The organism is Roseateles sp. FW305-36 (assembly GCF_058787015.1).
The window spans coordinates 1-26249 of record NZ_JBYSZK010000026.1 but is presented as its reverse complement, the minus strand read 5'-3'; the positions used below and the strand labels follow the sequence as shown (position 1 = coordinate 26249).

Annotated in this window: 26 protein-coding genes and 1 riboswitch; of the genes, 12 read left to right on the top strand and 14 right to left on the bottom strand. The window is 62.5% G+C overall.

Translation table 11 applies throughout. From position 1 onward, the window contains the following. Positions 1-82 precede the first annotated feature (82 nt). From AC3WOE_RS29580 to AC3WOE_RS29565, 4 genes are all read right to left on the bottom strand, one after another. On the bottom strand, positions 83-1045 hold the full coding sequence (locus AC3WOE_RS29580; RefSeq protein ID WP_492695933.1) for an SOS response-associated peptidase family protein: 963 nt from the start codon (positions 1043-1045) through the stop codon (positions 83-85). Positions 1046-1118: 73 nt separating this feature from the next. Next, the gene (locus AC3WOE_RS29575; protein ID WP_492695931.1) at positions 1119-1451 is read right to left on the bottom strand and encodes a hypothetical protein; all 333 of its coding nucleotides are present in this window, start codon (positions 1449-1451) and stop codon (positions 1119-1121) included. A 50-nt stretch (positions 1452-1501) separates the two neighbouring features. Next, on the bottom strand, positions 1502-2731 hold the full coding sequence (locus AC3WOE_RS29570; protein WP_492695930.1) for a DUF1444 family protein: 1230 nt from the start codon (positions 2729-2731) through the stop codon (positions 1502-1504). Between the two features lie 67 nt (positions 2732-2798). Then, positions 2799-4595: a hypothetical protein gene (locus tag AC3WOE_RS29565; RefSeq protein WP_492695928.1), complete on the bottom strand. Its 1797-nt coding sequence runs from the start codon at positions 4593-4595 to the stop codon at positions 2799-2801. Positions 4596-4789: 194 nt separating this feature from the next. Between AC3WOE_RS29565 and AC3WOE_RS29560 the strand changes: the two genes are divergently transcribed. Then, positions 4790-5518 carry a hypothetical protein gene (locus AC3WOE_RS29560; protein WP_492695926.1) on the top strand — a complete coding sequence of 243 codons (729 nt, stop codon included), beginning with the start codon at positions 4790-4792 and terminating at the stop codon, positions 5516-5518. Between the two features lie 114 nt (positions 5519-5632). Here the strand turns inward: AC3WOE_RS29560 and AC3WOE_RS29555 are convergent, their stop codons facing one another. Together AC3WOE_RS29555 and AC3WOE_RS29550 are read right to left on the bottom strand one after the other, a co-directional pair. Further along, entirely contained in the window at positions 5633-5848 is a 216-nt protein-coding gene (locus AC3WOE_RS29555) for a hypothetical protein (RefSeq protein ID WP_492695924.1), read from the bottom strand. 12 nt (positions 5849-5860) lie between these two features. Then, complete coding sequence (locus AC3WOE_RS29550; RefSeq protein ID WP_492695922.1) at positions 5861-6682, bottom strand: S1/P1 nuclease; 822 nt, start codon at positions 6680-6682, stop codon at positions 5861-5863. Positions 6683-6849: 167 nt separating this feature from the next. On the opposite strand from AC3WOE_RS29550, the gene AC3WOE_RS29545 reads away from it, so the two are divergent. The 6 genes from AC3WOE_RS29545 to AC3WOE_RS29520 all read left to right on the top strand — a co-directional run bounded on the left by AC3WOE_RS29545 (position 6850) and on the right by AC3WOE_RS29520 (position 11401). Beyond that, on the top strand, positions 6850-7179 hold the full coding sequence (locus AC3WOE_RS29545) for a hypothetical protein (protein ID WP_492695919.1): 330 nt from the start codon (positions 6850-6852) through the stop codon (positions 7177-7179). Positions 7180-7470: 291 nt separating this feature from the next. Continuing rightward, positions 7471-7863 (top strand): VOC family protein, encoded by a 393-nt coding sequence (locus AC3WOE_RS29540; protein ID WP_492695915.1) that lies wholly within the window; start codon positions 7471-7473, stop codon positions 7861-7863. A 109-nt stretch (positions 7864-7972) separates the two neighbouring features. Further along, complete coding sequence (locus AC3WOE_RS29535; RefSeq protein ID WP_492695914.1) at positions 7973-8212, top strand: hypothetical protein; 240 nt, start codon at positions 7973-7975, stop codon at positions 8210-8212. 337 nt (positions 8213-8549) lie between these two features. Beyond that, positions 8550-9491 carry a DUF6685 family protein gene (locus AC3WOE_RS29530; RefSeq protein WP_492695910.1) on the top strand — a complete coding sequence of 314 codons (942 nt, stop codon included), beginning with the start codon at positions 8550-8552 and terminating at the stop codon, positions 9489-9491. A 1-nt stretch (position 9492) separates the two neighbouring features. Then, entirely contained in the window at positions 9493-10014 is a 522-nt protein-coding gene (locus AC3WOE_RS29525) for a gamma-glutamylcyclotransferase family protein (protein ID WP_492695908.1), read from the top strand. A gap of 16 nt (positions 10015-10030) precedes the next feature. Then, positions 10031-11401: a DUF6035 family protein gene (locus tag AC3WOE_RS29520; protein ID WP_492695906.1), complete on the top strand. Its 1371-nt coding sequence runs from the start codon at positions 10031-10033 to the stop codon at positions 11399-11401. A 44-nt stretch (positions 11402-11445) separates the two neighbouring features. On the opposite strand, the gene AC3WOE_RS29515 is transcribed toward AC3WOE_RS29520, so the two are convergent. The 5 genes from AC3WOE_RS29515 to AC3WOE_RS29495 form a co-directional block, all read right to left on the bottom strand. Next, positions 11446-12330 (bottom strand): hypothetical protein, encoded by an 885-nt coding sequence (locus AC3WOE_RS29515; protein ID WP_492695904.1) that lies wholly within the window; start codon positions 12328-12330, stop codon positions 11446-11448. 116 nt (positions 12331-12446) lie between these two features. Continuing rightward, positions 12447-13352: a hypothetical protein gene (locus AC3WOE_RS29510; RefSeq protein ID WP_492695902.1), complete on the bottom strand. Its 906-nt coding sequence runs from the start codon at positions 13350-13352 to the stop codon at positions 12447-12449. A 15-nt stretch (positions 13353-13367) separates the two neighbouring features. Continuing rightward, the gene (locus AC3WOE_RS29505) at positions 13368-14999 is read right to left on the bottom strand and encodes an ATP-binding protein (RefSeq protein WP_492695901.1); all 1632 of its coding nucleotides are present in this window, start codon (positions 14997-14999) and stop codon (positions 13368-13370) included. 5 nt (positions 15000-15004) lie between these two features. Continuing rightward, positions 15005-17287: a TnsB C-terminal domain-containing protein gene (locus AC3WOE_RS29500; RefSeq protein WP_492695899.1), complete on the bottom strand. Its 2283-nt coding sequence runs from the start codon at positions 17285-17287 to the stop codon at positions 15005-15007. Next, a complete protein-coding gene (locus tag AC3WOE_RS29495) occupies positions 17284-18135 on the bottom strand; it encodes a TnsA endonuclease N-terminal domain-containing protein (protein ID WP_492695898.1) in 852 nt (283 codons plus the stop codon). The genes AC3WOE_RS29500 and AC3WOE_RS29495 overlap by 4 nt, the downstream gene beginning before the upstream one ends. 1490 nt (positions 18136-19625) lie before the next feature. Here AC3WOE_RS29495 and AC3WOE_RS29490 point away from each other — a divergent pair. The 4 genes from AC3WOE_RS29490 to AC3WOE_RS29475 all read left to right on the top strand — a co-directional run bounded on the left by AC3WOE_RS29490 (position 19626) and on the right by AC3WOE_RS29475 (position 23486). Beyond that, the gene (locus AC3WOE_RS29490) at positions 19626-20021 is read left to right on the top strand and encodes a GntR family transcriptional regulator (RefSeq protein WP_492695896.1); all 396 of its coding nucleotides are present in this window, start codon (positions 19626-19628) and stop codon (positions 20019-20021) included. After that, positions 20018-20899: an ABC transporter ATP-binding protein gene (locus tag AC3WOE_RS29485; protein WP_492695894.1), complete on the top strand. Its 882-nt coding sequence runs from the start codon at positions 20018-20020 to the stop codon at positions 20897-20899. Before AC3WOE_RS29490 ends, AC3WOE_RS29485 begins: the two co-directional genes overlap by 4 nt. 2 nt (positions 20900-20901) lie before the next feature. Beyond that, complete coding sequence (locus AC3WOE_RS29480; protein ID WP_492695892.1) at positions 20902-22356, top strand: hypothetical protein; 1455 nt, start codon at positions 20902-20904, stop codon at positions 22354-22356. Positions 22357-22476: 120 nt separating this feature from the next. Further along, positions 22477-22567, top strand: a riboswitch (cyclic di-GMP riboswitch). Positions 22568-22661: 94 nt separating this feature from the next. Continuing rightward, positions 22662-23486 (top strand): hypothetical protein, encoded by an 825-nt coding sequence (locus tag AC3WOE_RS29475; protein ID WP_492695890.1) that lies wholly within the window; start codon positions 22662-22664, stop codon positions 23484-23486. 9 nt (positions 23487-23495) lie between these two features. Here AC3WOE_RS29475 and AC3WOE_RS29470 read toward each other — a convergent pair whose 3' ends face one another. Beyond that, on the bottom strand, positions 23496-23939 hold the full coding sequence (locus AC3WOE_RS29470; protein WP_492695888.1) for an SRPBCC family protein: 444 nt from the start codon (positions 23937-23939) through the stop codon (positions 23496-23498). A gap of 74 nt (positions 23940-24013) precedes the next feature. Then, positions 24014-24490 (bottom strand): flavin reductase family protein, encoded by a 477-nt coding sequence (locus tag AC3WOE_RS29465; RefSeq protein ID WP_492695886.1) that lies wholly within the window; start codon positions 24488-24490, stop codon positions 24014-24016. Between the two features lie 71 nt (positions 24491-24561). On the opposite strand from AC3WOE_RS29465, the gene AC3WOE_RS29460 reads away from it, so the two are divergent. Further along, complete coding sequence (locus AC3WOE_RS29460; protein ID WP_492695884.1) at positions 24562-25527, top strand: M48 family metallopeptidase; 966 nt, start codon at positions 24562-24564, stop codon at positions 25525-25527. Between the two features lie 7 nt (positions 25528-25534). Here the strand turns inward: AC3WOE_RS29460 and AC3WOE_RS29455 are convergent, their stop codons facing one another. After that, a complete protein-coding gene (locus tag AC3WOE_RS29455; RefSeq protein ID WP_439464124.1) occupies positions 25535-26167 on the bottom strand; it encodes a Crp/Fnr family transcriptional regulator in 633 nt (210 codons plus the stop codon). Positions 26168-26249: the final 82 nt, after the last annotated feature.

The following is a 26249-nucleotide window of genomic DNA, read 5'->3' as shown; positions in this document are numbered from 1 at the left end:
CTTATGCGGCTCGTGGGCCGAACGCGAAGGCACTTGCTCGCTCGCGCGGCGGAGTTGATCAGACTTCCATAGAAGGTTTTTTCTAAGCCGCCAGCAGCTGATGCTCGTAGTAAGGCCGCTCGCGATCCTCAAGCATCTGGTCAAGGTCATCCAGGCTGCGCCCGTGCGGCGCAAGCCATGGCATCACGTTCTCCGGACGCAGAGGCACGATGCAGCGATCATGGCCCGCAGCGCGAACTTCTTCCGGCGGCTCGTCTGTGATGAAAGCGAAGGAATCCAGAGACTCCTCGCCTTCGCGCTCCCAGTGCGAGATCAAGCACGCGACGTACATGTCTTGGTCGTTGTTCGGATTGAACACGATCTCGGTCTTCGTCACCTCTTCGCCGGGCCGCAGTGCCCGGCCCTCGGCCTCATGTCGGTTAACCCATTCATAGAAGGTCTGGGCAACAACGAGGCCATGCGTCTTGCCAAACTCGCCACGCCAGAAGTCCCGCAGGCTGGTCCGGCGAGCGTTGAACGTGCCGGGATACAGCTTGTCGTAGTTCGCCGGCGCCCGTGCGGGACGGCACTGGTATCGCATGGGCTTGATGACCAGCTCGCCGTCTTCCATGAACATCACCGGCAGGTAGCTCATCGGGAAGATCCGGTCATCTGCCGGGCGATGCTCGATGCGGTTCATCTCTGCGATCTTTTGAAGCGCACGCTCGATCTTGCTCGTAGCGATGCGCTGGCTTTCCCGGGCAGTCTTGGTGTCCTTCAACTCGAGCTTGCGCTTCGCTTCAGCAAGGCGCTTGCGCTGCTCGAACAATTCAACCTCGAACGCCATCGCCTGTTGACGGCGGTGCTCAAGGACCATGTCCCAGATCGCTTGTTCTTCGTCGGTTTGCGGATTGGCGAAGGCGTTTTCCATGCCGCGCGGGATGTGCACCTTCGCCCCTTGCGATCGAGCAAAGAAGATCTTGAAGAACTCCTTGATGCGGATCTTGGCGCGGAACTCCCGTACGTACTTACGGTAGTCCGACCAGACCTGGGCCGAGTAGCACATGCAACACCTCCAAGCGCTGAGACCCCGATGCTAGCGGGCCTCTTGGGCGCGTCGCCAGATGCTCAAACCCGACCTACCCGAGAGGCCTGAGCTTGCTGGGGTAGAGCGCCTTGAGCAGGGCTGCAAGCCAACTCGCATCCTCGTTGGTGTAGCACTCGGCGAACTTGCGGTCGTCCCAGACGACCGCCGCTGTCTGCGTATTGACCGCACCGTAGTCGCCGATCTCTGCTCCGAAGGTGGCGCCATCGCCGCTGTGCCACGCGGGCGGCTTCGGGATCGAGCCCGCAAGCAGGCGGGTGATCCGTTCGACAAGAGCTTCGTTCGCCGCTTCCTCAGCGCTGAAGCCCGCGGCGAGCATCCGACTGCGGACGTCGTTTTGCTTGGGGCTGGTCCTGTGAATCCTCATGGAGCGTTCCTCATTTCAGAACATGATGGCGTGCCGGTCGGCCGCCGCCTTCAGTCGAGATTGCTCGTGGCAGCTATCGACTGAAGCACCTTGCGATCGGGGAACCGGCGCACGCGGTACCTGGTCGGCATGTAGTCCGTGGACTCCATCAATGATTCGAAGTGCTCTCGCACCACGGACCAGGGCAACCGAGCATGGAAATTCTTTCCGCCTTCCTGATAGAGCATCACAACGCTGTCTGCCTCGGGCAGGAGGGTGTCGACACCCTCCGACCAAACCGCGTAGTTAATCAACGGGCCGTCCCCTTTCTGAGCAAGCGCGTATTCGGCGATGAAGAGGTCTGAACTCTGCTCGTCAAACTGCCCCTGCAATACCTGGCGCTGGCCTTCATAGTCTTCCGCCCGGTTGCGCAGGCGCATCTCGGCCTGCTGCGCGGAGGTGGTGCCGGCGACGGAAGCACTCGCCCAGGTCTGGCCCTGGAGGCGCAGGAGTTCGAACGACAACCAGCGGCCGTGCCTGTCCAGGACACCATGCGTGATCTGAATCATCCTGTCGATGCCCTGCTGATTCGCCGCAGAGGTGACCAGCAACGTATCGCGGAACGGCACCATGGCCACCGGGTCGTTGATGCCCAGGCGGTAGATGAGGTCAGGAACCAGGATGCGGGAGCTCTCGTAGGAATCCCCCCATTCACCGCTCCAGACGCCCGGCGAGGCTTCGACCCATCCTTCGTGTTCCGGGAGGGCGCGCAGGTTCTCGATGGCATCGCCCAAAGCCTGCTCCCAGGTGACCTTCCAGTCGGACAACGTGCGCTCGCTGACGTATGACATGGAGTTGGGCAGATCGACCACCAGGCCGATTACCAAGTCGGCCACAAGAGGACGCTGGACGGGTGCTGTGTCTGGTTTCGCGTCCGGGCCGCCGCAGATGGTTTGGCGCGCGATCCCCATCCCTGCCTGCGATCTGACTACCGGCATCAACTTGGACTTCGCATCCACGTAGTCGGTGGGGATCTTCACTTCGACAAGGACGCTGTCCAGGAACCTGTGGAGCCGGGGAAGGCGCTCTTTGCGAGGCGCGGTCATGTACTCGCGAAACAGGTTGCCGAGGTTGAGTGTCTGCGGTTGCCCGTTACGCTTGGATCGCAGTTCCATCCGGTCCTTGAAGACCTCGATGTCGGTGCAGCCCTTTTCCTCAAGCCGGCGGGTCATGTCCCGCACTAGGGTTTCGAAGGACGGCGACTCGCTGAAGCGGTCGATGAGGCGGTCGAGGAAGGGCATCGGGCAATCTTGGGGCTGTGCGTCGAGGTGAAATTAGAGAGGTAAAGGCATGACCAGCCGCCGCTGGTCACAGTTCCATGCCGCTAGACGGTGCGCCTTTTCCTTCGCTTGTTTTGTCACCTCCAAAGAGCAGGCTTCCGATGTACCAAATGGCCTGGCCAAAATTGCCGATCAATTGCTCGCCCTGCCGCAGGTACGACGCTGTGGTGTCAATGCCGGCGAGCTTCAGCGCGTCGCCGATCCTCGAACTTGTCGGATGTGCGTCGCCGAGACGCATGTCGTAGGCACCAGCGATCGCAGCGAAAACCTCACGCGCGCGTGGTTCTCCCGCCTTCTGGGCCACGATGCTTTGGAGCAGTTTGTTAGAGCCCAGCTTCTCCTTCTCGGGGTGGCTAGAGAGTGTTCGGAGTGCACGCACGTCGAGTCGGTCGGAGAAGATTCGGACGAGTTCCTTGGCCAACCGCAAGAGCGAAGGCTGGTCCTTGCTCGAAAAGCGAGAGACGTGCTGCATTGATGCAGCATCGTCAATGTCATGTGAGAACAGCGACACCCCAAATGCCTTGCGGAAGTCGGACTCCAGAAGCCGCATGCACCCAAACAACAGTTCCTCCACAGCGTTGGTGTCCGCTGGCTGAGTCTTGACCTGCGAGGCGAGGAGTTCCGCACTGACCTTGCCCTCTGGCGCAACGTTGCTTGCAGCCCATAGAAACTGCTCCCACGCGGGAAGCCTGGCTATGTCGTAGGCGTAGACGGTGATGAGTTCAGAGTTGTTGATACCAAAATGGGTTGAGTACCCCGAGGTCGATTGGATCGCACCAGTTTCAGCCGTGTACCACTTCAGAGAGAAGCCTCGATGGGTCAGGAGCTCGGTGACCACGGACGGGCGGAACCAGAGCCACCGACCGACGTCTTCGTCGTTGAGATCGGCGGAAAACTCCCGAGAGCCGTCGGTGTCAACGATGAAGTGCGGAAGGTTTTGGTCCTCGTCCCCGCGCACACGCGTGCTCTTTCCTTGATGCTCGATCCACTCGTCCCGCCAGAATTCACCTTCGACCCGAACGCCGGGATAGCCGCTTCGATGGCCTCTCGCGCTCTCTGAGGCAGTGTTGTCATCGGTCTCAGGCCCCATGACGGGAGCGTCTTCCTCCTCGTCAACGTCGGTGCGCCACATTCGAAGCGACGCCCAGGTCCCGCCGAACACGTCGTTCAGGTCCCTGAAGCGTAGCTCGTACCTACCGCCTTCGCGCTCCTCCTTGACCTCTTTCAACCCGGCATATGGGCTGTGCTTGAGATCGGCCACGTTTTCGACGCGCTGGCGGTAGTACGACAACCGAAGGGACAGCCCGCGCGCGGCCAGATAGTCCATCAGGAACTCGCGCTTGATCTCGATCAGGCGATGGCCGCCATCTTTGTCCAACGTCTCTCGGGCGACCACCACAAAGTCTTCTTCCGGCCTGACCCAATGCGGCCCTTCCTTGATCAGCCGAAGTGCCACCACTAAGTCCGGATTCAGGATCCACTGCCGGCCTCCGACCACAGGCTGAGGATGCTCGAAAACGAGGTTGGTCCCGATGGGCTCCTTGTCGTTGTACTGATACGCATCGATCGGCGAGTAATGGCCGTCCGAGTAGGCGTACGGGGCCACGGTGTGTCCGATACCGATGTCGCTCCAGCTCAACCGCTCGCCGAATTCGTGATGCTGCTTGGGAAAGGCCACGGAGCCGCATGCGAACACGTCGCCGACATGCCCCACTTCTTTCACATTGCCCTTCTTGTCATCGATCGACGCACGAAGGGGCACCCAGGTCGCCCGAGAAAATGGACGCCTAATCTCAGATGCTTGAAGAATCCAGGCTTCGTTCATGGAGCGGGTCTCTTGTTGATCGCGACTGCCACTACGCTGATGCGGCGGGCCGCGCAGGAATTATGTGAGGCTGCCCGCTCATCATCATTGGGCAAGCCAGTGCTGATGTCTTCAAGGTCAGCAGGGCGCGGATGCCGACGGCGGCAAGCGCGGGCTCTCGGCTACCTTGATGTGCTCATGGTACGGTCGGCTGCATGAAGTGCGCGCTGTGCCTGCTTGAACGTCCGATTCGGCGGTCTCACATCGTTCCAGAGTTCCTGTACCTCGGCCTGTACGACGAAAAGCACAGGTTCGAACAAGTCAGCGCCGATCCAAGTGAGGCCGCTAGAACCCTGCAAAAGGGGCTGCGGGAGCCGCTCCTTTGCGACGAGTGCGAAGGCTTGTTCGCCAAGTGGGAACGGTATGTGAGCATGGTCCTTCGGGGAGGCGCGCCAGTCAGCGTTCGTCGAGACGGCGACCGTTTGCACCTCGGTGCACTGGAGTACAAGCCCTTTAAGCTGCTTCAGATGTCGATCCTTTGGCGCGCGGGCATGTCGACGCTGCCGGCCTTCAGTGAGGTTCAGCTCGGCCCCCATGCCGAGCGCCTGCGGAAGATGCTGTTGAGCTCGGACCCCGGGCCACCAGATAGGTACGGGTGCCTGATGTTCATGGTCATGAATGAGAGGGCATTGGTGGAAGGACTCGTGGTCCCTCCCACATCGGCTCGGCTGCGCCAACACAAGGTATACCGGTTTGTCTTTGGAGGCCTGGCGTTCCTGTACTTGGTCACTTCTGAGCCCATCCAGCGATTCATCTCGGAGCACTTCCTTCAGACGTCCGGCACGGCGGTCGTCAAGCTCCAGCAGATCCAGGAGATGAAGTACTTGATCAAGACGATCAACGAGATAGCTAGCCTAGGCAAACTGGGTAGCGACGCCGTCTAGAGCAGCTCGAACTTCACTGCGACTTCGGCGGCCCAGGCGAAGACCTGCGCCATTGGTTCAGCTCCAAAGCGGCGTCGAACGCCAACTGCGAAGAGGCGATTCCCCTCAGGCGCCCTAGGAGCGACCTTGCATGCGGCGCCGAAGGCCGTCTCGATAGAGCACCGCGCCGATGCTCGTCAGCACGACTTGATCCTGGCCGGTCAGACGGCCTTCTGCCAGGTCCATCCAGGCCGCGAAACGCGCAACAGCATCGTCTAAGGTTGACCCGTCTCTTTGGATATCAAGCAGTTCAGCCCCTGCTTCGAATTGGGCGATGCGTGGATGGTCCATGATGTCACCCCTTCAGTCGAAAATATCGTTGAGTGCCTGCGCCAGCCGCTTTCCGGCCTTGACGATCTGCCCCTTGACAGTCGCGACACCGGCCGCGTCGTAGGCGTCATCAGCCGCAAACGACAGATGCTTCGCCTTACAGCTGAACCCATCGAAGTTGTAGGCGATTTGCCTGGCAATTTCATTGGACTCCATCGCCCAAACGTCAGCGCCGTTCGACTCGATTGCGGCCGTGGCTCCCGATGCTCTGGACCAGCTCGTCGCGGCGGCCTCTTCCGACATGCCTCTAGCTGCGACCTTCACCAAGCTCGTGTCCCAGTACGTGTGGAGCTTGCAGGCGGTCGGTTCCGTTGCACGGAACTCGACACATTGCCTGTTCGTGACCGTCACCCCGTTGCCGCCGAAGTCCCCGTTGTCTGCGGCGTGCAGTGGCTGATGGATGTCGCCAACCAGGTGCACCAAGACCCGCAGCGCTTTCAGCGCCTCTGACGGGCTGCCGGTCCTCAATACCTCGCGCGCCCACTCGATCCGACCCGACGCGCAGTTGCCGTTCTTGCAAGACGCTTGCGCGTGCCCGCACGCGCGCATGGTGACGAAGTGCCAGCGCTGCATCGTCCTGCCTTCCGGCGTGTCCCTTACCTCGTCCATCCAGGTAGCTACCGACGACAGCGAGTCGGCGTGCATGATCTTTCGGACTGCGATGCGAGTGCGAGGCGTCAGCTCAGCATCGGCGACGTAGCCCACCATGCGATGCCCTTGGCTGCCCCAGGCCCAAGCTCCAGAGCTTGCGAGCAGAACGTACGCGGCGATATAGATTCGGAGCCTATTGAGCATCTCCAAATGGTCGCACGCGGCCCCTCAAGACATGCCGTCATGTTGTGACCTCGATGTTCCTCGAGGGACATGCCGCTGCGCTAGAGTTTGAAAAAAACGTGGGGCGATACGGCAGTCCAGAAGGTTCTCGGAAGAACCCAGGAGGTTGCCTTCGTTGAGGACATGCGATGCAGTTCAAACTCGTGGAAGGCCACGTGCTGCTTACCGCCGAGCAGAGCGAGGTGCTGCCCCATGTTGTCCTGGTGAACCCCGCGCAAACGCGAGGTGCTGCCTACAACAGCCGACGCGCATTGATCGTTGCTGACGTGAGCCCCGAGCTCCTGCGCTTCGCTATCACGCGACATGTTCACATGGGCCTGTGGGAGCCTGGCCTTGAACGCGGCCCTAAAGAGCGCCCCACCTGGATGCCCCGAGGCGACCTTGAGGACTGGCTGATGTACTGGGTGCGAGACGAGTTCTCAACGGCAGAGCACCTCGAAAGTCTGCCGGTCGAGTGATCCAAGCTACCTGAGCTGCAAGCGGTCATGAACGCACTGGGTGCTTCTTCGCGACCTCGTAAAAAGAAGACCCCCGGACGAGGCCGGGGGCTGAATCCGACGTTGTCATCGTGTCGGACCTGCTCAGGGAGGAAAAGCAGGGAGGGCCACCAACGGCAGCCCTCAACGGGGAATGTAGCCGCACGCCGTGCGCTGCACGTCCTAGGGATTTCATCAGCGTAAAGACAGGGCGTGCTGGTCGCTCCTGCGCGGATAAGCTGGCGCGTCACGAATCGCCGGTCGCAACTTCGTATGGAAATCCCATTGCTGCACCACATCTCCTTCGGGGTCCAAGACCTTCAGGTGATGGCGGCGTTCTATGACGCCGCATTGGCACCGTTAGGACAGGTCCGCGTTTGGGACGGGCCCAACTCCGTGGGATACGGGTACCCCGGGCAAGAGGACAAGCTCCTGCTTACGGCAAGAAGCGAAGGCGCGCGTGCACCGGGCCACGGATTCCATCTCGCCTTCGCGGCGGCCTCTCGAGAGGCGGTCGACCAGTTTCATGCCGCGGCCTTGGCTCACGGCGGAACAGACAACGGAGCACCAGGATTGAGAGCGCACTACGGGCCGAACTACTACGCGGCGTTCGTGATCGATCCCGAAGGCTACCGGATCGAGGTCGTCATCAATACGCCGCCATGAGCGCTCCACCACGACGCCCATGTGCGGAAGGAGCCATCCCTGCGCCTCGACACCCGAGGTCGAACTGAGCGGCTTTGCATGCCGAGGAGTCGTTGCTATAACAGTGACCATGCATCCCAAACCTAGCATCTCCGCCGAGAAGGAGGCGACGCGCGATGTCGAAGCCGTCGTCTGCGCGGTGTTGCCCGAGTTTCGTCAGGTGATAGTGGAGGACGACGAGGGCAACCGATACGCCCTCACACGTAGCACCAAGGGGCTTGACCTGGCTGCTCTACGTGAAGGCCAGAGAGTTGCATGCAAAATCACCGTGAGTCTTTCTCGCGTGTTGATCGCAACAAGCGCCGACTAGATCCCCGAGATGTTCAAGACGGTCAACCCGTCGTCCATCTCGTCAAGGCCTCTGGCGCCTAGGACGGCTATCGTCGAGGTGCGTCTCTCGTGGTCCTCCTACAGCGCCATGCAGAATGGCTCGATCGTCAAGGAGACTTCGAGTGAGTAGGCCACCTCTTGAGCTTAGACCTGCGATGCGTGAGGCGTCCGGACGATGGTCCGTCATACGGCACGTTTCAAAGAATTTGCTTCCTAAGCGCGACGATTTTCAGGACGTGCCGCCGGCAGTTCTAAGCCTTGCGACGCAACCTTGGTGGAGGACCCTCGCAAAGCTGCCCAACGCTCAGCGCCTCGAAATGGCGAAGGCATGGCGGGATGTGGCTGAAGCCTGCAGATCGGCCCACGTCGAGCCCGTTGAGCCCCTACGCGGCCGTCGTCCGGGCATCTTCCTGCGCTCGGAGGTGCTCTGGGATCACCTCGACTTCGTTCGCGGCCCGTGGTACCAGCAGTTCAATGGGGTGACAAAGACCGACCACAACAGTCAGCTCATCCCAGCGAACTTTGAGAACCCGTTTGGACGGTTCGTCTCCGAGCGGCGGATCGATGAGTTCCAGTTCGATCTATCTGATATCGAGTGCATCACGCATAGTCGGTCGGATGACAGGCATTTCGACAGCGTCGACGCGTTCGGGGTCGACTACATCGAGTTCAAGCGCTTCCCGGTCGACGAAGGTGGCCTTCAGGCGCTTCTATCGCACTATGAGATCCGGATCATCCACTCGCCCGGAAGCGACGTCCTCACACTATCCGCATGGGATGGCCGGCTGACCTTAGGCAACGCGGGCGGCTCACACCACCTGGCCGGTGCTCAAGCCGTCGCACGGCGCCTTGGTAAGGCGGTACCGCTGAAGGGGCGGCTCTACGTCCGATGGCTCAACGCAAAGGCGTTCAGCTGGCTCATACACAGCTTCTACGTGATCCACGTCAATTGGAAGAAGGAGTTCCAGCTCTTGCGCAGCATCGCACGCATAACTGGGGCCTGCTTCTCGCTGACCCTACCGACTCATGTGGCCGCCGGTCAGTTGGTCTTGTTTCCTCGCAGCGCCGTGGCCTCACCCGCAGTCGCTCGCCTTTTCAACGAAGTAGGTTCCCCGGAGGTATCCGAGGACCTGCGCAAACTGCTGGACGAACAGGCGCGCTTGGCAGAACGGTGCAAACCGCATCTCCTGGATCTTTGCCGCCAAGCCATGGCCGGCGGGCGCCCGTCGAAAGACAACGGACTGGCTGCCGGCTTTTGACATGAGTCCAGATCCCTCGCCGTGCTTTGTCAACTTTGCCTATGGCTCGAACATGAGCACGACACGGCTGAGAGCCCGCGTTCCGTCGGCACGTGTGCTTGGCAAAGGGGTGCTACGAGGGCACAAGCTGCTCTGGCACAAGGTCAGCACCGATGGGTCTGGCAAATGCGACATCGTGCCTACGGATGAGCCGGGTTCTGAGGTCCACGGCGTGGTCTATGAGATCGACCTGGCTGAGAAGCCCGCCCTGGACCGGATTGAGGGACTCGGAAAGGGCTACGACGCGCGACAAATCGTCGTTGAGGTTGATGGGGCCCCCGTCGAGGCCACGGTCTATTGCGCGACTCGTACGGACTCCTCTCTGAAACCCTACGGTTGGTACAAGGCGCACGTGCTTGCCGGCGCCTACGAACATGATCTGCCTCCGGCGTACATCGCGGCCCTGGAGGCGGTCACACACGTCGAAGACCCCAAGCGGGACCGGCATGCCGAACAGATGGCGCTGGTCCCTACCCGTTCATAGGACTTGCTTGACTGCGATGGGTGGAACCTACAACCTCGCCGTTGTGAAACCGGCGATCGCCACGGTCGTCGAGTCGGTGCGCGGGTTGGAAATGAGCGTCACCGATCTGTTCGGGCGTGACTTCGACCGTCTCATGCAACTGCGCATGGAGGTCGCCACGTCGATTGAGGAAGGCCGCCCAGCCTACTTGTGCGCCGAATGCTTCACCCCGGTGTACATCTGCCAGCGCAAGGAAGCAAAGCGCTTCTTCTTCCGCCACACCCTGGAAGAGGGACGCTGCAGCGCCATCACCCGAGGTGAGCTGTCCCATGACGAGATCAAGGCTCGCAAGTACAACGGAGCAAAAGAGAGCTGGCTGCATCGCGACATGAAGCTATGGCTGGTGGAGTCACTGAGCGCGGATGGTCAGTTCAGCGAAATACATCAGGAAAGGCGATGGTCCGGGGCCATCACTGGCCGATGGCGTAGGCCTGACGTGATGGCCACGTTCAACGGCATCAAGATTGCGTTCGAAGTCCAGTTGTCGACGACGTTTCTTGACGTGATCGCGGCACGGCGCCTTTTCTATCTGAAGGAAGGTGGTTTGCTGTTCTGGATCTTCGCCGCCTTCGATGATGTAGCTAGGCGACTCACGCTGGACGACGTCTTCTACAACAACAACCAAAACGCTTTCGTCGTGTCCCACGAGACGCGAAACGCTTCAGTTGCAGGTGCCGAATTCATGCTCGACTGCATTTGGTCCGACCCGCGAAGGTTCGACGGCCCGCTTGAACGACAGCGAGTCTCGTTCCGCGACCTGACGCTGAACACCAAAAAACAGCAGGTCTTCTTCTTCGACTATGAGGCGTCGCGAAGCGACCATGAAGCGTACGAAGCCGCAGAGCGGGCAACCTGGCCTGCGCAATTCGAGCGGTGGTTCATCGAGATCGCCAGCAAGCACGCGTCCCAGTACGACCAAGAGGACGAAATGGCGAGCTTTCCAGAGCACGTTCCCGTGCACTGGGGCGACCGAGCGATGCTCACCGACACCCCACTGCGGTTCTACGGGCCGCACAGGCGCCTTCCCGTCGCGATGCTCAACGCCTTCTATTCAGCGAAGCATGGGAAGCCGATAGGGATCAATCGGAAGCAGTTCATCGAAGTGGCCCACTACGTCGCCGCGTCATATCCAAACTACCTCCTTTGGTTTCGGCGGGCTCTTGAGGTCCACGAACGCGGTGGCTTACTCAGGGAACAAGATCGCAGTGGCAACTGGGAGAAGCGTGTTAAGGCTTACCGGACCGAGATGAAGGACGACCCTGACAAGTACGTTGCGGATCAGCAGCACCAGCTGCTCTTCGAATTCCTATTCCCGGAGCTGTTGCCTCTTCCGCTCTGGCCGGATTGACCTGACCGGTACTGTCATGGCTTCAGCAGTCAGCACGCGTAGGTTCACGCGCGCTCGCGTTGCCTCTGCCTCAGTCTCTTCACATAGGCTGAGTCGACAACCTTATCCGGATCAAGTCCTAGCGCACAGCTCATCAAGATGGCGACGCTGCGATCTGTGAGCTCGAAGTCGCGCGGCAGGAAGCCGAAGTTCCGCGCACTCCCTTCTTCGAGCGCGACGAAGAAGGCTCTGAAGGTGTCAGCAAGGCCGGCACGTGCTCCTTCCGCCCCAGCTTCTGTCACGGGGTCATGCGGCGTCGGAATGGCGGCCGCCGCGTCATCCCCTATAGCCTGCACGACGTCGGCCAGGGTCGGCCAGTACTTGAGGTCAAACTGGTACGTGACGGCCTCTAGCTTTTCCTTCACCCAATGCTCGTAGCTGTGGTGACGCTCGGCTGCGGCATGAATGGCGTGCACGGGGTGATAGAGCGTGTCGCAAGAAAACCCTGAGTGGTTCTTTAGGTCAGTGCGTTCATTCAACAACTGCGCAAGCTCAGATGCAGCGTCTGCGATCTCGCGGTTGACCTGAATCAGCCTATTCCTGCCCTTTCGTGCCTCCCGGTTCGCCTCCGGGCTCCAGAAGGCAGCCGTGCTCTGCAAGAGATCGAAGAACACTTTCAGGGCCGGCGGCTGCCGGCCGAGCTTGCCGTGGAGCTCTTCGTAGGCTTCCTCCAACTCGAGGCCCCGCTCCAGCAGTCGATTTATGACCACGACCTCACTTTGCAGGATCGACTTCTGCAGCCTGTCATCGCGTTCAAATCTCAGCAGCGCCTCGCAGATATCTCGGGCGTTCTGGGGGGAGGGCTTTTGAATCGCCATTTTGGATCCTCGCTTCATGGCCGCAAGGTTAGCGAAGGTGCCCGAGGATGTCGGTACCTGAAGCACCGACATTCGGCGATCTTTCAGGTACCCACCGGGCGAAGTGTGGCCATACATGCGTGCATACCAATGCGAGGTAGCAGGCGGCGGCGTTGCAGACTTTGAGCTCGCGCCACCAGCTCTCACCATCACTGCGGGCGACGCAGCCTTGCCAAGCGACCATCTTCCCGAGTCACTTCCAGGTGCACCAGACCCGCGTGATCTAGCAACTGAATCCGCTCCCAGGTGCCAGGGAAGAAGCGATCAAAATGGCTGATCCGAATGCGTTGCGTCACAACCATCTCGTCATCTTCGTAGCCGTTGAGTAGGAAGTTGTTCGTCTCTTGCCGGTCTGGCAGCGAGAGTGTCCAGCCCGGCTGGCCAAACCCTTCCAGCGCTCGATGCAGTGATCGCAGTCGGTCTTCTTCCATCCAAAACGCGAGCGTCGGCAGGCAGTTGACGCTGAAGGTCAGATGGGTCTTCCATGGCACATCCCTGAAGATCGAAACGACATGCTGGTCGTCCTTTGAGGTGTGCTTGACCAGATCCATCGACAGAGGATGACTCAACCGCGCCCAAGTCGAGGCGGAAGGAATAGCTACGGCATTCAGAAACGTCAGCGAAGGCACAAGCACTAACTTCCCATTGCAAGGTGCGGCCATCCATCCATTGCTGCCAACGTCGTCCGGGATGCCGAGCGCCTGGAGGCGCCCCTTGGGCGGTTCGTACGGCCGCCAAGCGGACATCGAGATCCGGACATCGCTCGCTAGCGCTCGGCGCCAGAGCGGTCGCGACGATTCCGGTGGCTCGAATGCCACGGCCGTCACGATGAGTTTTGAGGTCGACTTCTGCGGGCACCTCAAGACATCGTGGCGACGTGCGTTCAATCCTTGTACAACATGTTCCTCCTCAACTAGTAGTCGCCCTTCGTGCAGCCGCAGCGACCGCCGCCACGCAAGGCGGTCCTCGTTCAATGCCGAGCGGATGTCCAAGATTGAGCGCAGGTGTGCGTTCCACCGAAGAGACTCGCCAAGCGGACGGTGGTACTTACTCATGATCAAGCGAGTCCGTCATGCACCCACCCAGGCGTCGATGTGGAAGAGATGGCCGACGCCGTCGAGTGCAACCTCCGGGTCACTCTTAGTGCGTTTGCACTGGTGCACGATTCGCCGGATATCCAGCGGTGGCAGAGCGGCGTGCGCTTGGTCGATCTCCGCCTGCTTCGTCGGCGCTTTGCTGCGCATGGAAGGGCGGCGCTTAGCAGCTCGGATCGCCTTGTCCACGATGTCCATCGCTCGTACGCTGGGGTCTTTCGCTGCCTCGCTGTTCGCAAAGCTTTGCGCAGTCTCCGCATTGGCGATCCCCATGGACTGCATGACCCCTGTCGCAACTGCCGCTGCAGCTTTCGCTGCAGCGGCATCGTTGGTGCGAGACCGCCCCCGCCTGGCAGAGACGTTCATCGCCTTTTCTGCGATGAATTGTCGGATGTAGTCCTCAACGTCGGTGGGTTCGGCGTCGTAGATGAAGGTATCGCTTTCACTCGCTCCGTTCCTCATCTGCCTCAGCGCCGGCTGGATGAAGTCCATGTGCGCCTTCGCGCACTCCCTGACGAGGTCCACGGTGATCCTCTCCGACTCGTTCGCAATCGCCGTTGCTTGAACGAAGGCCATCAGTCGAACCGCCAAATCTGGGATCCCCAAGGTCTGCTGCCAGAACTCGCTCACGAGCTCGGGTGTGCATTCAACCGGGTTCGTCGTGTACTGAACCATGAACAACATCTGGATGAAGGCGTCCCAGACCTCACCCGGAGGAGTCTTGCGCATGTAGCAAGTTCCCAGTGACGTCACCCGCCTGCTTGAACGCGCCGTCGACCTCAGGATGGGCAGCGCCTCCCATGTGCCGATGATCACGACGACACAGCCGATTTCGTTCACAAGCGTCGTCAGAAACTCGACGGCGTCCTTGTCTACAACGCTCCCCTTCTTGAGCCAATGCTGGATCTCATCGATGACCAGAGCCCCAAGGTTCATCATCTTGGCGATGATTGCGCACTCAATGCCCAGGCGCCGCGCCGATCCACGCACCCTGGCGCGCTTCGCCCCAACCGCGATAAGCGTTCCGTACAGGTCTTCATAGATGACCTCCGCCAGTGCCCTGTCGGTCTTGGTGGTGCCGGCTTCAGCCCACACAAAAAGACGCTGGTGGATGAAGGCGTGCTGTGGGTGTCGAAGAATGCTGTCCTGGGAGAGGCGCCGCAGTAGTCGCTTGACGAGTTGCGTCTTGCCGCATCCAGGAGTACCAATGACAGCGATGCAGCTGGGCAGGTCCGTCAGCTCGGTGCCATCCCTGGGTGGCGGTTCGCCAGCGGCAAAGGCTTCAAACATCGCGCGGAATGTCGCCGTGGTCTTATGAACTGTCTTGCGCCTGTAGGTTCGAGCGTAGGTTTGACAGATGGTGTTCCAGACGTGCACGCCGACCTGCAGTTGCTCTGGAGAAGGAACAAACAGGTCGAACAGCCGCTGCACGTATTGCAGTCGGAGCTCAGGGGACGCAGTGCGCTCCTCCTCCGTGCAAATCCGGAACGAAGTCATTGCTTTGAGCACCTGCGGCTCATACACAGGCTCCAGAAACTCGATCAACGGAACATTTCGGTAGTCTTCGTTTTCCGCCGGGTAGTAGGTATCGATATCGATGATTCGCATGATCGTCAGGCTCCGGCCTTGCTGAGGTTTTTGATGTGGTCGAGGAACCGATTGAGCGTCTTGCTGGGCGCGGCCGCAGGCACAGATGACACTACGTTCACGTCTGTCGCCTTCGCCGGCGAACCCATGGCGTTGGACTGCTCGGTCTCGGTTGATTGGCGCCGGTTGATCTCCGGCCGGAACGCCTTCTGCGGCTCGTCGGCAAACCGTTCGGCACGCCGGGCTGCAGGCAGATCCCGCTTCTGCTGAGCACGGGTACCGTGGTCCGGCGCCGCGGCCATTTCCTCTCGCGCCTCTTCAAGGATCGCCTTGTGCCCTGCTTGGGTCGCCTGGGTCGAATCCTCTTGGTACTGACGAGCTGCCTCATCGTTGAGCGCCTGCTTGTTGGCGAGCTCCTTGACTTCCATAAAACACTTTCCGAAGTAGTCGAGCTGATGGTCCAGCTTGTCACTGAGCCGACAGATCAACGGGTGCTCAAGCTCGTCACGCTCGATATGCGTGATGTAGACCTGATCGACCAGGCGATCGTCGTAAGCGACCTCCACAGTCTTGCGACCGAGGCGCCTCGCCTTAGCGAACTCGTGGCTAGCCGAGAGCTCGTCGTTGAGATAGGCGCAGCCCTTGAACAGCACTCCCGATTCCGTGATGGATGCGGTGGCGCGGCGCATGAGCAGAAGCTGCACTTCACTCATATCCCAGCTGGTGAGGCTCGCCCCTTCATGCTCGACCGAGTAGCGCCAGAAGTCGAGCGGGGATGACGTCAGGCCTTTGCCGATCATCTTTGGCGGCAGCTTCATGTCTGGACGACGCTGCTTCATTCGGTCCAGCTCATGCTTCAAGATCAGGCGCGTGAACTGTTCGATGTCGAGTTCGGCCTCGAACTTCCAGCCAGCTCGCGTCTGCTGTTCCCACGTCTGCACGCAGGCTGCAGGAGTCTTCCCATTCAAGCGGATCTGCAACGTCCGGAAGTCGGACTCAGAGCCACCTTTCAGGTCGGGACGGTCTCCGGGCAGGTTCTTGACCCGGACACCCGTTTTTGCGGTGAGCTTGTCGGGCCCGGTGTTGTCCGTCTCCCCACGGTCGAAGACAAACTCTGCTGGGAAGCCTCGGCACGGCCAGTCCTTTTCTTTGATCTTCAGTCCGTAGCGCGCACAGAACTCGACCTTGTCCTCCAAGCAATTGGCGATCGCTGCGGCTGCCAGCGTCCAAGACGCGTCGGCCATCGTGATGGCGATTCCAAGCAACATGCCGGTGCGTGTGCAGCGGATGCGAAACACCAGAGGCGGCCCAACCACTCGACGGCCGTGCATGCGGCTGACGATGGAGATGTTCCAGATCGTGGCATCGCCGCTGGCGCGTATGCCTGCCCTGCGAACCCTTGAGCGCTCATTGCCAGTCCGCTCACGATCGTTTTTGCCGTAGCCCTTTTCGCCGCGGATGCTCACTCGACGGCTCTTGTAGTCGATGAGCTCGTAGTACCAGTTCTCGAACAGGTAGTAGCGCGGATGAGCCCGTGCGGCGATCTTGCGTATCGATCCGTCGCGGTTGGCTGTGACAAGCTCCTCGGCGCACATCCTTTTGTAGGCGTCGCGGATCGAGCGACCCATCTCGGCGTGCTTCCATTTGTAGTACTCAACGAAGACCCGAAGGATCCTGCGATCAACCTTTATCGTGGTTTGCCTGACGGGCGCGCGCCTCTGGCGCGGCCGGCCGTCCTTCGTGTGATCCGGAAGCGAAGTGCGCGCCTTCTGGACCGACCTCTCGATCGAGAGGCACTGCTTCACCAAGTGCCTCTTCGCTTCCGCCAGTGGCACTTCCTCCAACTTCTCCCTGTCAATCGACTTGCGTCCGCAGTTGGCGTAGTTGTCAGTCAAGCTGACGTTGGTCATGCCTCCTCGCCACCATGCTCGCAGCGCTTGTATGAGGACCTTAAACGTCAGGCTTGAGTAAAAAAGCTTCAGCGCGTGGAGGGCCGTCGTCCGCCCCTCGGGGAACAGGATGTTGTCCCGATGCTCTTCGTCGTTCAGGATGGGTTCGAACTTTGAGTAGCGCTCCTCCGCTCGATGGCGCTCGGAGGCACTCAGCGCTGGAGCTTCACCGGGGCCATCGTTGATCAGATGCTCGGCATCGATTTCGGCCTGAACCTCCTGCGCGTTTCGCCACTCCGGCAACGCCAAGCGCCCGTCCATGTCGAACAGCATCGCGTCTTCGCCGCTTTTGAGAACGACTCGCCATCGAGCGGTGTCGTCGGCCAACCTGAGGATGTCGCGCTCTTGGAACGCTTTCATTGCTGACCACCCTTCTTTCGATAGGTGCGCGTGCGTGCGGCGATCTCCAGTACGTCATGCTGAAGGAGGTTTGGGCGGGTGACGTCGTAGTCCAAGCGTCGGTGGTAGAGCAGGTTGAAGAGGACCGCGGTGAACTTGTCGACGGTCGTGTTCGTCTGGCTCGCGAGCGAATGGGCAACGTCGTTCAGCGAACTGGTTTGAGACGCATCCAGGACGGCGTGTTCCAGCATGTCCGCTCGGTGCGAGAAGCTCAGCGTGGCTGCTTCTTCGCTGCGCTGCTGATGCATGAAGCGGTGCTGCATCAGGTCGCTGCAGTTCTGTCGGACGGCGACCGGAATGCACCGATCCGTCTCGGTCACCACGCGCAGGCGCTTGTCCTGGCGCGACCAGTAGATTCGTTCGATCTCTAGGTGCTCGGCGATGTTGTAGTCAAGGAGGTCCCTTGAGAACTTGCACTGAACCGGGATCTCGACCGTGCCGTTCGGGGTCCGGTAGTGCACCAGGAAGTCGGTCGTCATCGTCAGTGGCGTCCCGGTGTCTGTGCACCGCGGATGCTCCACGTTGAGGTCCTCTGCAATCCTCATCGTCTCTTCGAGGTCGAGGGGGAACTGGTCGTAGGTCTCCAAGGTGTTCGGATCACAGTCCGATACGTCCAAGAAGCTTGTCTCGACATCGCTCAACGTGAGGACGGGCCTGCGATGACGCCCTTCGACTTGACGTCCTTTGGTGCCGCGCGAGGCGACCTCACCGTACTTGATCCAGGCTAGGTAGTGAGCTCCGGCGCCACCGCCGCGCCCCTCAGCGATCTTCTTGAGCCTGCGCTCTTCGGTCTCTCCATACCTATACATTTCGTCCCCCTTGCCTGTCTGAGGAAAGCGATGGAGTACCGTCTTGGCGTCCTAGCGGCTCCATCGAGCGGAGTTGTTCAGTCATGTAGCTCTCTTTTGATGTCTGCTTTGGATGCAGGCCATGGAGGCAAAGGCTCCGTTAGGGGCGAGCCAATCCACACGCCTTGCGACGTGTCTTTGTCGCGGCGAGGCCTGCTTAATGAGGACGTGGCGTCGGAGGAACGAAGCCGCGAACGGATCCGTAAAGCGCCCCGGGCAAACCCAGGACACCCTCAGTCGCCTTGTCTACGATTTGTCGGAGTTGCGCCTATGGCCGGGGCACGCTTCAGACCGTGCCAGAGGCATCGGTCGTTGGGTGCCACAAGGGGACTGCCGCGGGGGCTTGCCCTTCACGCGTTGTGTCTACCCGAAACTCTCCCGAGCTTTGCGGATATTGGGTTGCCTGCGCGTCTAATCGATACCATCGCGCGAATGGCGACTCGGTACCTGAAAGCGGTCGAAATGCACCACTTTGAAGGTGCGAGGAGATACTTCGTCAAAATACTCGAACAGCACACCTCCCTTGCCAAAAATGCGACAAAAGCTGTAGCGTCCACGCGCGTTTTGAACTAATATCTGCTCCGCAACTGAAGACGAGACATCCCCTCCGGATCAATCGGATGAAGCTTGCGGCTTGCGCTAGTCCTGCCCTTGCGGGCAGGTTTTAGACAAGTCTGATGGGGTGCCCGCTAAGCATCTCGACTCCTTTCTTATGTTCGGTTTGGTTTTAGCCACGCGCCCGGCAGTTCTGTTCAACTGCGCGGGCGCACTCTTTTGTGCGCCGCTATTTGAGCGAAGTCGAGGGATCGACTCGAGCGGCATGAGGTCGTTGAACCTCATTTGCCAAGCACGGTTTGTCGGTTCGCTATGGAAAACTTTTCAAATCCGACCTGGCGAATAGATTCTAAATCTGCATCTGTTTAAACCGCAAATGCGGCGCGCCACAAAGTATCGACCTAGATCCGTCGAAACATGCTTATGGATTTTCGGTCCTTGAAAAGGGCGAAACGACCGCGCTTTGAAGCATCAAGGCGTGGGTCAATCTAAGTTATTGGGGCAACCAGCAAACTCCTCTTGAAGAGAGGAATGAACCCTATAGGGTTCTTGTTGTCAAATTGTGATTCCCGAGTCTTTTACTCGGGAATTAGCCGCCCCCTTCGCTTGGCGTAGATCGCGCGCGGCCCGGTGAAAAGGTCTCATCCGTTGCAAGCCTCTCTTCACAGAGATGCGTCCAGCAACCCTTTACGCGCCTGCCTGGCTCGGCTCGGCTCGGCTCGGCTCGCATGCGTTCAAGTGGTCGCGGTTTCCGTCTTTTTTGCTGGGCGTTTTCCAACTTCTCGCTGAGCTTTCCAACTTCAACATGCCTTGCCAGAGGTCCGCCACCGCGCATCCGGGTGCTTGACGATCACTGTCCACGTGTACTACAGTACTAGTACACATTGGCAGCCACGATGGATCCCACCCATTTCGTCCACATCAACACCGGCTCGCCGGAGCCCATCTACCGCCAGCTCATCGAGCAGGTGAAGCGTCGCGTCGCGGCCGGGCAGCTGAAGGCCGGCGACGAGATTCCGTCGGTGCGCGAGCTGGCCCAGGCCCTGGCCGTGCACCCCATGACGATCTCCAAGGCCTATTCGCTGCTGGAGAGCGATGGCGTGCTGGAACGCCGCCGTGGCCTGTCCATGGTCGTGGCGGCCCAGCACCAGAAGGCCCAACCCACCGCCGACCGCGTCGAGCTGCTGCGCCCGACGCTGGAGAAGGCCGCCGCCGAAGCACGGCAACTGGAGCTGCCCAAGGCCCAGGTCCTGCAGCTGTTCAAGCACATCCTCGACGAGCAAGACAAATGACGCACTTCCCGCATTCCGACGTTCCCAACGCCGTACTGGCCGGCGTGACCCTGGCCTACCCCAAGGGCGAGACCGTCCTGAAAGGCCTGGACTGGCAGCTGTTGCCGGGCCAGGTCGTGGGCCTGCTGGGCCGCAACGGCGCCGGCAAGACGACGCTGCTGGAAACCCTGCTGGGCCTGCGCGATCCGCAGGCCGGCAGCGTGCGGGTCTTCGGCCAGGACGCCCGGCGCATGGACGACACGGTGCGCGCCCGCATCGGCTACGTGCCACAGCACAACGACCTGTTCGAGAGCTTCTCGGCCGCGCAGCTGCTGGCCTACTTCAAGAGCTTCTACCCGCGCTGGAACGAGTCGCGCGTCGAGGGCCTGCTGTCGCGCTGGGACATCGCCCGCGACAAGCCCATCCGCAAGCTCAGCGGCGGCCAGCAACAGCGCCTGTCCATCATCCGCGCCCTGGCCCACGAGCCCGACCTGCTGGTGCTGGACGAGCCCGTCGCCAGCCTCGACCCCGTCGGCCGGCGCGACTTCCTGCGCGAGCTGGTGGACCAGGTTCTGGACCGCGGCACGACCGTCGTGTTCTCCACCCACATCCTGTCCGACCTGGAGCGCGTGGCCTTCAACCTCGCCTTCCTGAGCGACGGCCGCATCGCCCTGCAGGCGCCGCTGGACGAGCTGCTGGAGCAGGTGCGCGCCTTCACCGGCAGCGTCACCGAATTGGCCGGCCTGTTCGCGCGCCTGGGTGCGCAGCCCCTCAAGCGCACGCCGCTGGAAGCCGGCCGCGAGCGCGTGCTGGCGCGGCTGCCGGCCGACGCGGCGCTGCCGACCAACGTCGCGGTCGAGCGCGTCAACCTGGACGACCTGTTCACGGAGCTGACCTGAGCATGAACGCCAGCCTCAACCAGATCCTGCTGGCCTTCTGGCGCCAGCCCCAGTCCGACGCGCCGCGCTGGCTGCGACCGCTGTTCTACGGCCTGTGTGCCGTCGGCCTGGCCGTGGCGCTGTGGTTCGTGCCCACCCACCCGATGCGCATGGCCATCCTGGCCGCCGTCGTGGCGCTGTCGCTGTTCGGCCTGTGGATCGCACTGATCGCCAGCCTGATGGAGCAGAACCACCCGGTCGCCGCGCGCCTGGTGCCGGGGCATGTGCAGCGGCTGCGCCAGGCCTTGCTGTTGAGCTGGCTGACCTTGTCGGCCGTGCAGGGCGGGCTGATGTGGGTAACGCTGGGATTCACGGTGTCACTGCCGCTGATGCTGCTGGGCTGCGCCGTGGTCAACGTCTTCTTCGCCCTGGCGCAGCGCCACTGGGTGCTGTGGTTCGTGTTCTCCATCGGTCCGGGCTTCGTGCTGCCGTGGCGCCTGCACGAACGCTGGGCGCCGCAACTGTCCGCCATCGCCGCAGCCTGGCAGGCCCTGCCGTGGCTGTGGCTGGCGCTGTGCCTGCTGGTCCTCGCCACCGTGCTGCCGCGCGTGCTCGGCCGCGGCGACGCCGCTCACCACGCCATGTACGCCGCCCATACCCGCATTCGCAAGGCTGCCAAGGAAGGCATGGGCGGCAACCGCGCCGGCCTGGCCGTGTTCGGTCGCACCGGCGAGCGGCTGGCCGGACCGGCCGACGCTGTTGCCCGCTGGTGGCTGGCCCGGCTGCTGGCCGGAGCCCAACCCACGCAGGCGAGCGCCATGGCGCGTGCCGAGGTCGCGCTGCACGGCTTGCAGCACTGGCTGCGGCAGGCGATCAACGTATTCACCGGCTTCGTCGTCGTCGGCCTGGGCTTCGCTGTCGGCTTCGCGTTCGCCGGGCCGGCGATGGTCGTGGCCTGGAAGTCGGCCGCGCTGGGCCTGGGCATCGCGCTGGTCAGCGCCGGCCTGAGCCCTGGCCTGCAGTTGCCCGCCATGCTGTGGCATTCGCGCCGCGAGCAGGCTTTGCTGGCGCTGCTGCCCGGCATGCCTCAAGGCCGGGGGCTGAACCGCGCGGTGGCCTGGATGCAGCTGCGCCACTTCGCCGTCGCCTGGGTGCTGACGATGGGGGCGATGGCAGCGCTGGCGCATGCAGCCGACCAGCCGGCGCTGATGAGCCTGCCGATGGCCGCGCTGCCCGTGGCGGCGCTGTGCCTGACACGCGCACCGGCGCGGCTGCATGCGCCGACACCGTGGACGGCGGGCCTGCCGCTGCTGGCCTTCTTCCTGCTGTGCGGGCTGCTGCTGCCCTTGCTGGCCTGGGCGGGCGTGACCATGCCGGCGCTGGTCATCGCGGCCCTCAGCGCGGCACTGCTGGCCTGGCGCTGGCCGCGGCTGCTGAACGCGCCCGCCGCGATGCCCGCCGGCCGCGCCGCGGCCTGAGCAAGCCCGTCGCAAGCTTCGAAACCGCTTGTCGCGAGCCTCGCGCCGCTCGCCGGGCGGGGGTGTCCGTTCGTGAACTGACGCACGGACAAAACACGGCTTACATCCGCACACTTGCGTCCATGCAGTCGGCAAACCCGTCGAAAGGCGGGGACGCAAAGCCACCGGTCTTCATGCTCCGCAAGGGGCAAAAGACAGCGGGGCTGCCCTAGGCGGACAAGGTCATGTCCGCAGCGTGGCACACGGGGAGGTGCCGGCTACTGCCCAGTAGTCCCACCCTTTGCATCAATCCGAAAGACCACGCCATGAAGTACCAAGCCACTGCCCTCGCTGCCCTCGCCCTGTTCGCCCAGGCCAGCTTCGCCGCCGACCCCACGGCCCAGCTCACCGGCCTCGTGCGCATCGTCAAGAGCGACGGCCAGACCGTCGTCGCCCAGGCCGCGCCGATGCTGGTTGCTGCCAACGGCAGCGCATCGGGCGCCATGCCGCAGATCACCGTCAGCGAGAAGGACGCCTTCATCTCCAGCCTGGGCCGCTGCGCCTTCAACTTCAAATACGACGAGATCAGCGCCACGGCCGTCGCGACCAGCACCAACCGCATCTACAGCAATGACACGCTGATCGCGCAGAACACGCAGATCGCCCTCACGCCCAAGGTCGTCAAGACGATCTGGACCCAACCTTATCTGTTCGCCGGCGCCAACAACGTCAAGGTCGTCGTCAATGTCGACGGCGTGCCGAGCACCGGCTGGGTGCGCATCAACGTGACCGGCAACTGCGGCAAGCCCACCACCGCGCCGGCACCCGCTCCCGTGGCTGCGCCGCCCGCACCGGCGCCCTCGCCGGCGCCCGCACCCGTCAGCTACATCCAGCCGGGCTCCGGTGACTGGAACAACCTGAACACGGCCTGGGGCTACAGCAACTATGCCGTGACCCAGCTCAAGGGCAAAGGCTTCGCGAAGTACGACGCCCTCGTCAAGCTCAATGCTTCGATCACGGCCGCGATCAATGCCAAGAAGATCTCGACGGGCGACTACGCCGCGCTGATGGCGGCCTGGAACGCGATGCTGGCTGACCCGGCCTTCAAGGCCGCGATGGCGGCCATCGTGCCCGGGACCGGTCCGAAGTGAGCGAGCTGCTTACTGGTTGATCTCAGGCTCGGCCAGCTGAGCCAACAACTGCAGCGACTCCTGCCAGCCCATGTAGCAGGCCTCGACGGGGATCACGGCCGGGATGCCTTCCTGCTTGATGTGGACCTCGGTGCCGCAGAACACGGCGCGCAGCTCCACCGTCGTCGTCATCTCGCCGGGCAGGTTGGCGTCGTCGAAGACGGCCGTGTAGCGCAGCTTCTGGCCCGACACCAGCTCCAGGTAGCGGCCACCGAAACTGTGGCCGCCGCCGGTCGTGAAGTTGGTAAACGACATCTTGTAGCTGCCGCCCACCTTGGCGTCCATCTCGTGGACGGTGCCCGTGAAGCCGTGCGGCGGCAGCCACTTGGCCATGGCGGCAGGCGTCGTGAAGGCGCGGTAGACGCGGTCGGGCGGGCAGCGCAGCACGCGGTGCAGGGTGACGGTGTTGGTCATGATGCTTCCTGGGTTGGACAGAGGACTGGCCCTCTGCCTTGACGACGAACGACCCGCAGTGGAATCGACAACCCTCAGATGGGCAACTCGGTGAAGTAACGGCCACCGTGGAAGATCAGCGGCTGGGCCCCGACCCGGACCGTGCAGCGCTCCACCTCGCCGACGAAGATGACGTGGTCGCCTTCCTCGTAGCGGCTGCGGTTGGCGCACTCGAAGGTGGCCACGGCGCCGTCCAGCACCGGGGCGCCGCCAGCGCCCTCGCGCCAGGCGACGCCGGCGAAGCGGTCGATGTCGCGCATCGCGAAGCGCTGGGCCAGCTCCTTCTGGTCGGCGGCCAGGATGTTGATGGCGTAGTGCGAGCCGTGGGTGAACACCGGCATGGAGCCGGCGCGCCGCGACAGGCTCCACAGCACCAGCGGCGGGTCGAGCGACACGGAGTTGAAGGAATTGGCGGTGAGGCCGACGAGGTTTCCTTCCGGCGAACGCACGGTGACGATGGTGACGCCGGTGGCGAACATGCCCAGAGCGGCGCGGAATTGCTGGCTGTCCATGCGTTGATTGTCGCCAGTCCCGCGCCGCCGTCCTACGAAGCCGGGCTTTGCCGTCGAAGCACAATGCCGGCATGGATGCCGATGACTTCCAGGTCCGCGACGACCTGCAGTTCACCCACCCGCCGACGCGCAGCTTCGGCGACTGTGCCGATTGCGCCGCCGGCCGCTGCGGACGCCCTGCGCGGGGCCGACGCCTCTTCACCGGCCTGCTGGCTGCCAGCGGCGCCGCCGCCTTCATGCCCGCCTGGGCACGCGAGGGCGTGGACGTGGGGCCCAAGAGCAAGTTCACCGGCTTCGTGTCGGCCGATCAGCTCGAGCAGGCTGGCGGCCAGCAGTACGCACAGATGATGCGCGAGGCCGGTCAGCAGCGCGCCCTGGCGCCGATGGAGCACCCGCAGGCCCAGCGTCTGCGCTACATCGCCCAGCGCATCATCCCGTTCAGCTATGAATGGAACGACCGGGCGCGGCAATGGAAGTGGGAGGTCAACCTGCTGGCCAGCAGCCAGCTGAATGCCTTTTGCATGCCGGGCGGCAAGATCGCCTTCTTCTACGGCATCCTCGACAAGCTCAAGCTCGAAGACGACGAGGTGGCGGCCATCATGGGCCACGAGGTGGCGCACGCCTTGCGCGAACACGCGCGCGAGCGGGTGGGCAAGTCGGCCGCGACCAATGCCGTCGTCGAACTGGGCTCGGCCCTGCTCGGCCTGGGCAATGTGGGTCGCGGGCTGGCCGGCATGGGCGCCCAGCTCGTCAACCTGCGCTTCAGCCGCGATGACGAGAGCGAGGCCGACCTGGTCGGCATCGAGCTGGCTGCCCGCGCGGGCTACGACCCGGCCGCCGCCGTGCGGCTGTGGGAAAAGATGATGGCGGCCAACAAGGGCGCACCGCCGCAGTGGCTGTCCACCCACCCGGCCAGCGCGACGCGTGTTCGCGACATCCAGGCCAACCTGCCCAAGGTCGAAGGTCTCTACAAGCGGGCGCCCAAGCCGGACCAGCGCTTCCCGGTGGCGCCGCCGCTGCCGGTACGGTCGAGTTGACGTCCGGCTACCAGCGCGCCGGCAGGTTCTTCAGGCGCTGGTATTCGCCGGCGGCCACGCGCTTCAGATAGCCGCCCAGCTCCAGGTCCTTGACCAGCTTGGACACCATCTCGCGCGAGCAGCCCAGGCGCTGGGCCATGCCCTGGTGGGTCAGCTCCAGGTGGCGGCCGTCGCCGGTGGAATCGTCGACGAGGCTCTTCAGCCGGCCGTAGACGTCGTTGAGCGCCAGCTGCTTGGTCGACAGCGTCGCAGCACGGGCGCGGCGGATGACCTTGGTCAGCAGCTCGAAGGCGAACTCGGGATGCTCGCTGATATGGGTCAGCAGGCTGGCCCGCGTGACCATGACGAGGCGGCTGGCCTCCTCGGTGATGACGCTGGCCGAACGCGGCCCGCCGTCCAGGCTCATCTCGCCGACGTATTCGCCGGGGCCGTAGACGCCGTAGGTGATCTCGCGGCCGCGGGCGTCGCTGCTGAAGGCGCGCAGCGAGCCGGACAGGATCAGATAGAGGTTGTCGCCGACCGAGCCCTCCTCGATCAGCACGATGCCCTTGCGATAGCTGCGCGCCATGCCGCGCGCGGCCAGCAGCCGCAGCGAGGGCGGCAGGGCCAGGAGTTCGGTGTCGAGGGTGTCGTCAGGCATCCGGCGGCGGGGGGGGGGGGGGGGGGGGGGGGGGGGGGGGGGGGGGGGGGGGGGGGGGGGGGGGGGGGGGGGGGGGGGGGGG

Coding starts and splice junctions, on each gene's coding strand:
- AC3WOE_RS29545 (WP_492695919.1), top strand. CDS start 6,850: ATGCAGTTCAAACTCGTGGAAGGCCACGTGCTGCTTACCGCCGAGCAG.
- AC3WOE_RS29530 (WP_492695910.1), top strand. CDS start 8,550: ATGGCGAAGGCATGGCGGGATGTGGCTGAAGCCTGCAGATCGGCCCAC.
- AC3WOE_RS29520 (WP_492695906.1), top strand. CDS start 10,031: ATGGGTGGAACCTACAACCTCGCCGTTGTGAAACCGGCGATCGCCACG.
- AC3WOE_RS29460 (WP_492695884.1), top strand. CDS start 24,562: ATGGATGCCGATGACTTCCAGGTCCGCGACGACCTGCAGTTCACCCAC.
- AC3WOE_RS29495 (WP_492695898.1), bottom strand. CDS start 18,135: ATGTATAGGTATGGAGAGACCGAAGAGCGCAGGCTCAAGAAGATCGCT.
- AC3WOE_RS29580 (WP_492695933.1), bottom strand. CDS start 1,045: ATGTGCTACTCGGCCCAGGTCTGGTCGGACTACCGTAAGTACGTACGG.
- AC3WOE_RS29535 (WP_492695914.1), top strand. CDS start 7,973: ATGCATCCCAAACCTAGCATCTCCGCCGAGAAGGAGGCGACGCGCGAT.
- AC3WOE_RS29555 (WP_492695924.1), bottom strand. CDS start 5,848: ATGGACCATCCACGCATCGCCCAATTCGAAGCAGGGGCTGAACTGCTT.
- AC3WOE_RS29475 (WP_492695890.1), top strand. CDS start 22,662: ATGAAGTACCAAGCCACTGCCCTCGCTGCCCTCGCCCTGTTCGCCCAG.
- AC3WOE_RS29565 (WP_492695928.1), bottom strand. CDS start 4,595: ATGAACGAAGCCTGGATTCTTCAAGCATCTGAGATTAGGCGTCCATTT.
- AC3WOE_RS29540 (WP_492695915.1), top strand. CDS start 7,471: ATGGAAATCCCATTGCTGCACCACATCTCCTTCGGGGTCCAAGACCTT.
- AC3WOE_RS29480 (WP_492695892.1), top strand. CDS start 20,902: ATGAACGCCAGCCTCAACCAGATCCTGCTGGCCTTCTGGCGCCAGCCC.
- AC3WOE_RS29465 (WP_492695886.1), bottom strand. CDS start 24,490: ATGGACAGCCAGCAATTCCGCGCCGCTCTGGGCATGTTCGCCACCGGC.
- AC3WOE_RS29515 (WP_492695904.1), bottom strand. CDS start 12,330: ATGTCGGTGCTTCAGGTACCGACATCCTCGGGCACCTTCGCTAACCTT.
- AC3WOE_RS29455 (WP_439464124.1), bottom strand. CDS start 26,167: ATGCCTGACGACACCCTCGACACCGAACTCCTGGCCCTGCCGCCCTCG.
- AC3WOE_RS29500 (WP_492695899.1), bottom strand. CDS start 17,287: ATGAAAGCGTTCCAAGAGCGCGACATCCTCAGGTTGGCCGACGACACC.
- AC3WOE_RS29485 (WP_492695894.1), top strand. CDS start 20,018: ATGACGCACTTCCCGCATTCCGACGTTCCCAACGCCGTACTGGCCGGC.
- AC3WOE_RS29575 (WP_492695931.1), bottom strand. CDS start 1,451: ATGAGGATTCACAGGACCAGCCCCAAGCAAAACGACGTCCGCAGTCGG.
- AC3WOE_RS29560 (WP_492695926.1), top strand. CDS start 4,790: ATGAAGTGCGCGCTGTGCCTGCTTGAACGTCCGATTCGGCGGTCTCAC.
- AC3WOE_RS29570 (WP_492695930.1), bottom strand. CDS start 2,731: ATGCCCTTCCTCGACCGCCTCATCGACCGCTTCAGCGAGTCGCCGTCC.
- AC3WOE_RS29505 (WP_492695901.1), bottom strand. CDS start 14,999: ATGCGAATCATCGATATCGATACCTACTACCCGGCGGAAAACGAAGAC.
- AC3WOE_RS29525 (WP_492695908.1), top strand. CDS start 9,493: ATGAGTCCAGATCCCTCGCCGTGCTTTGTCAACTTTGCCTATGGCTCG.
- AC3WOE_RS29490 (WP_492695896.1), top strand. CDS start 19,626: ATGGATCCCACCCATTTCGTCCACATCAACACCGGCTCGCCGGAGCCC.
- AC3WOE_RS29510 (WP_492695902.1), bottom strand. CDS start 13,352: ATGAGTAAGTACCACCGTCCGCTTGGCGAGTCTCTTCGGTGGAACGCA.
- AC3WOE_RS29550 (WP_492695922.1), bottom strand. CDS start 6,682: ATGCTCAATAGGCTCCGAATCTATATCGCCGCGTACGTTCTGCTCGCA.
- AC3WOE_RS29470 (WP_492695888.1), bottom strand. CDS start 23,939: ATGACCAACACCGTCACCCTGCACCGCGTGCTGCGCTGCCCGCCCGAC.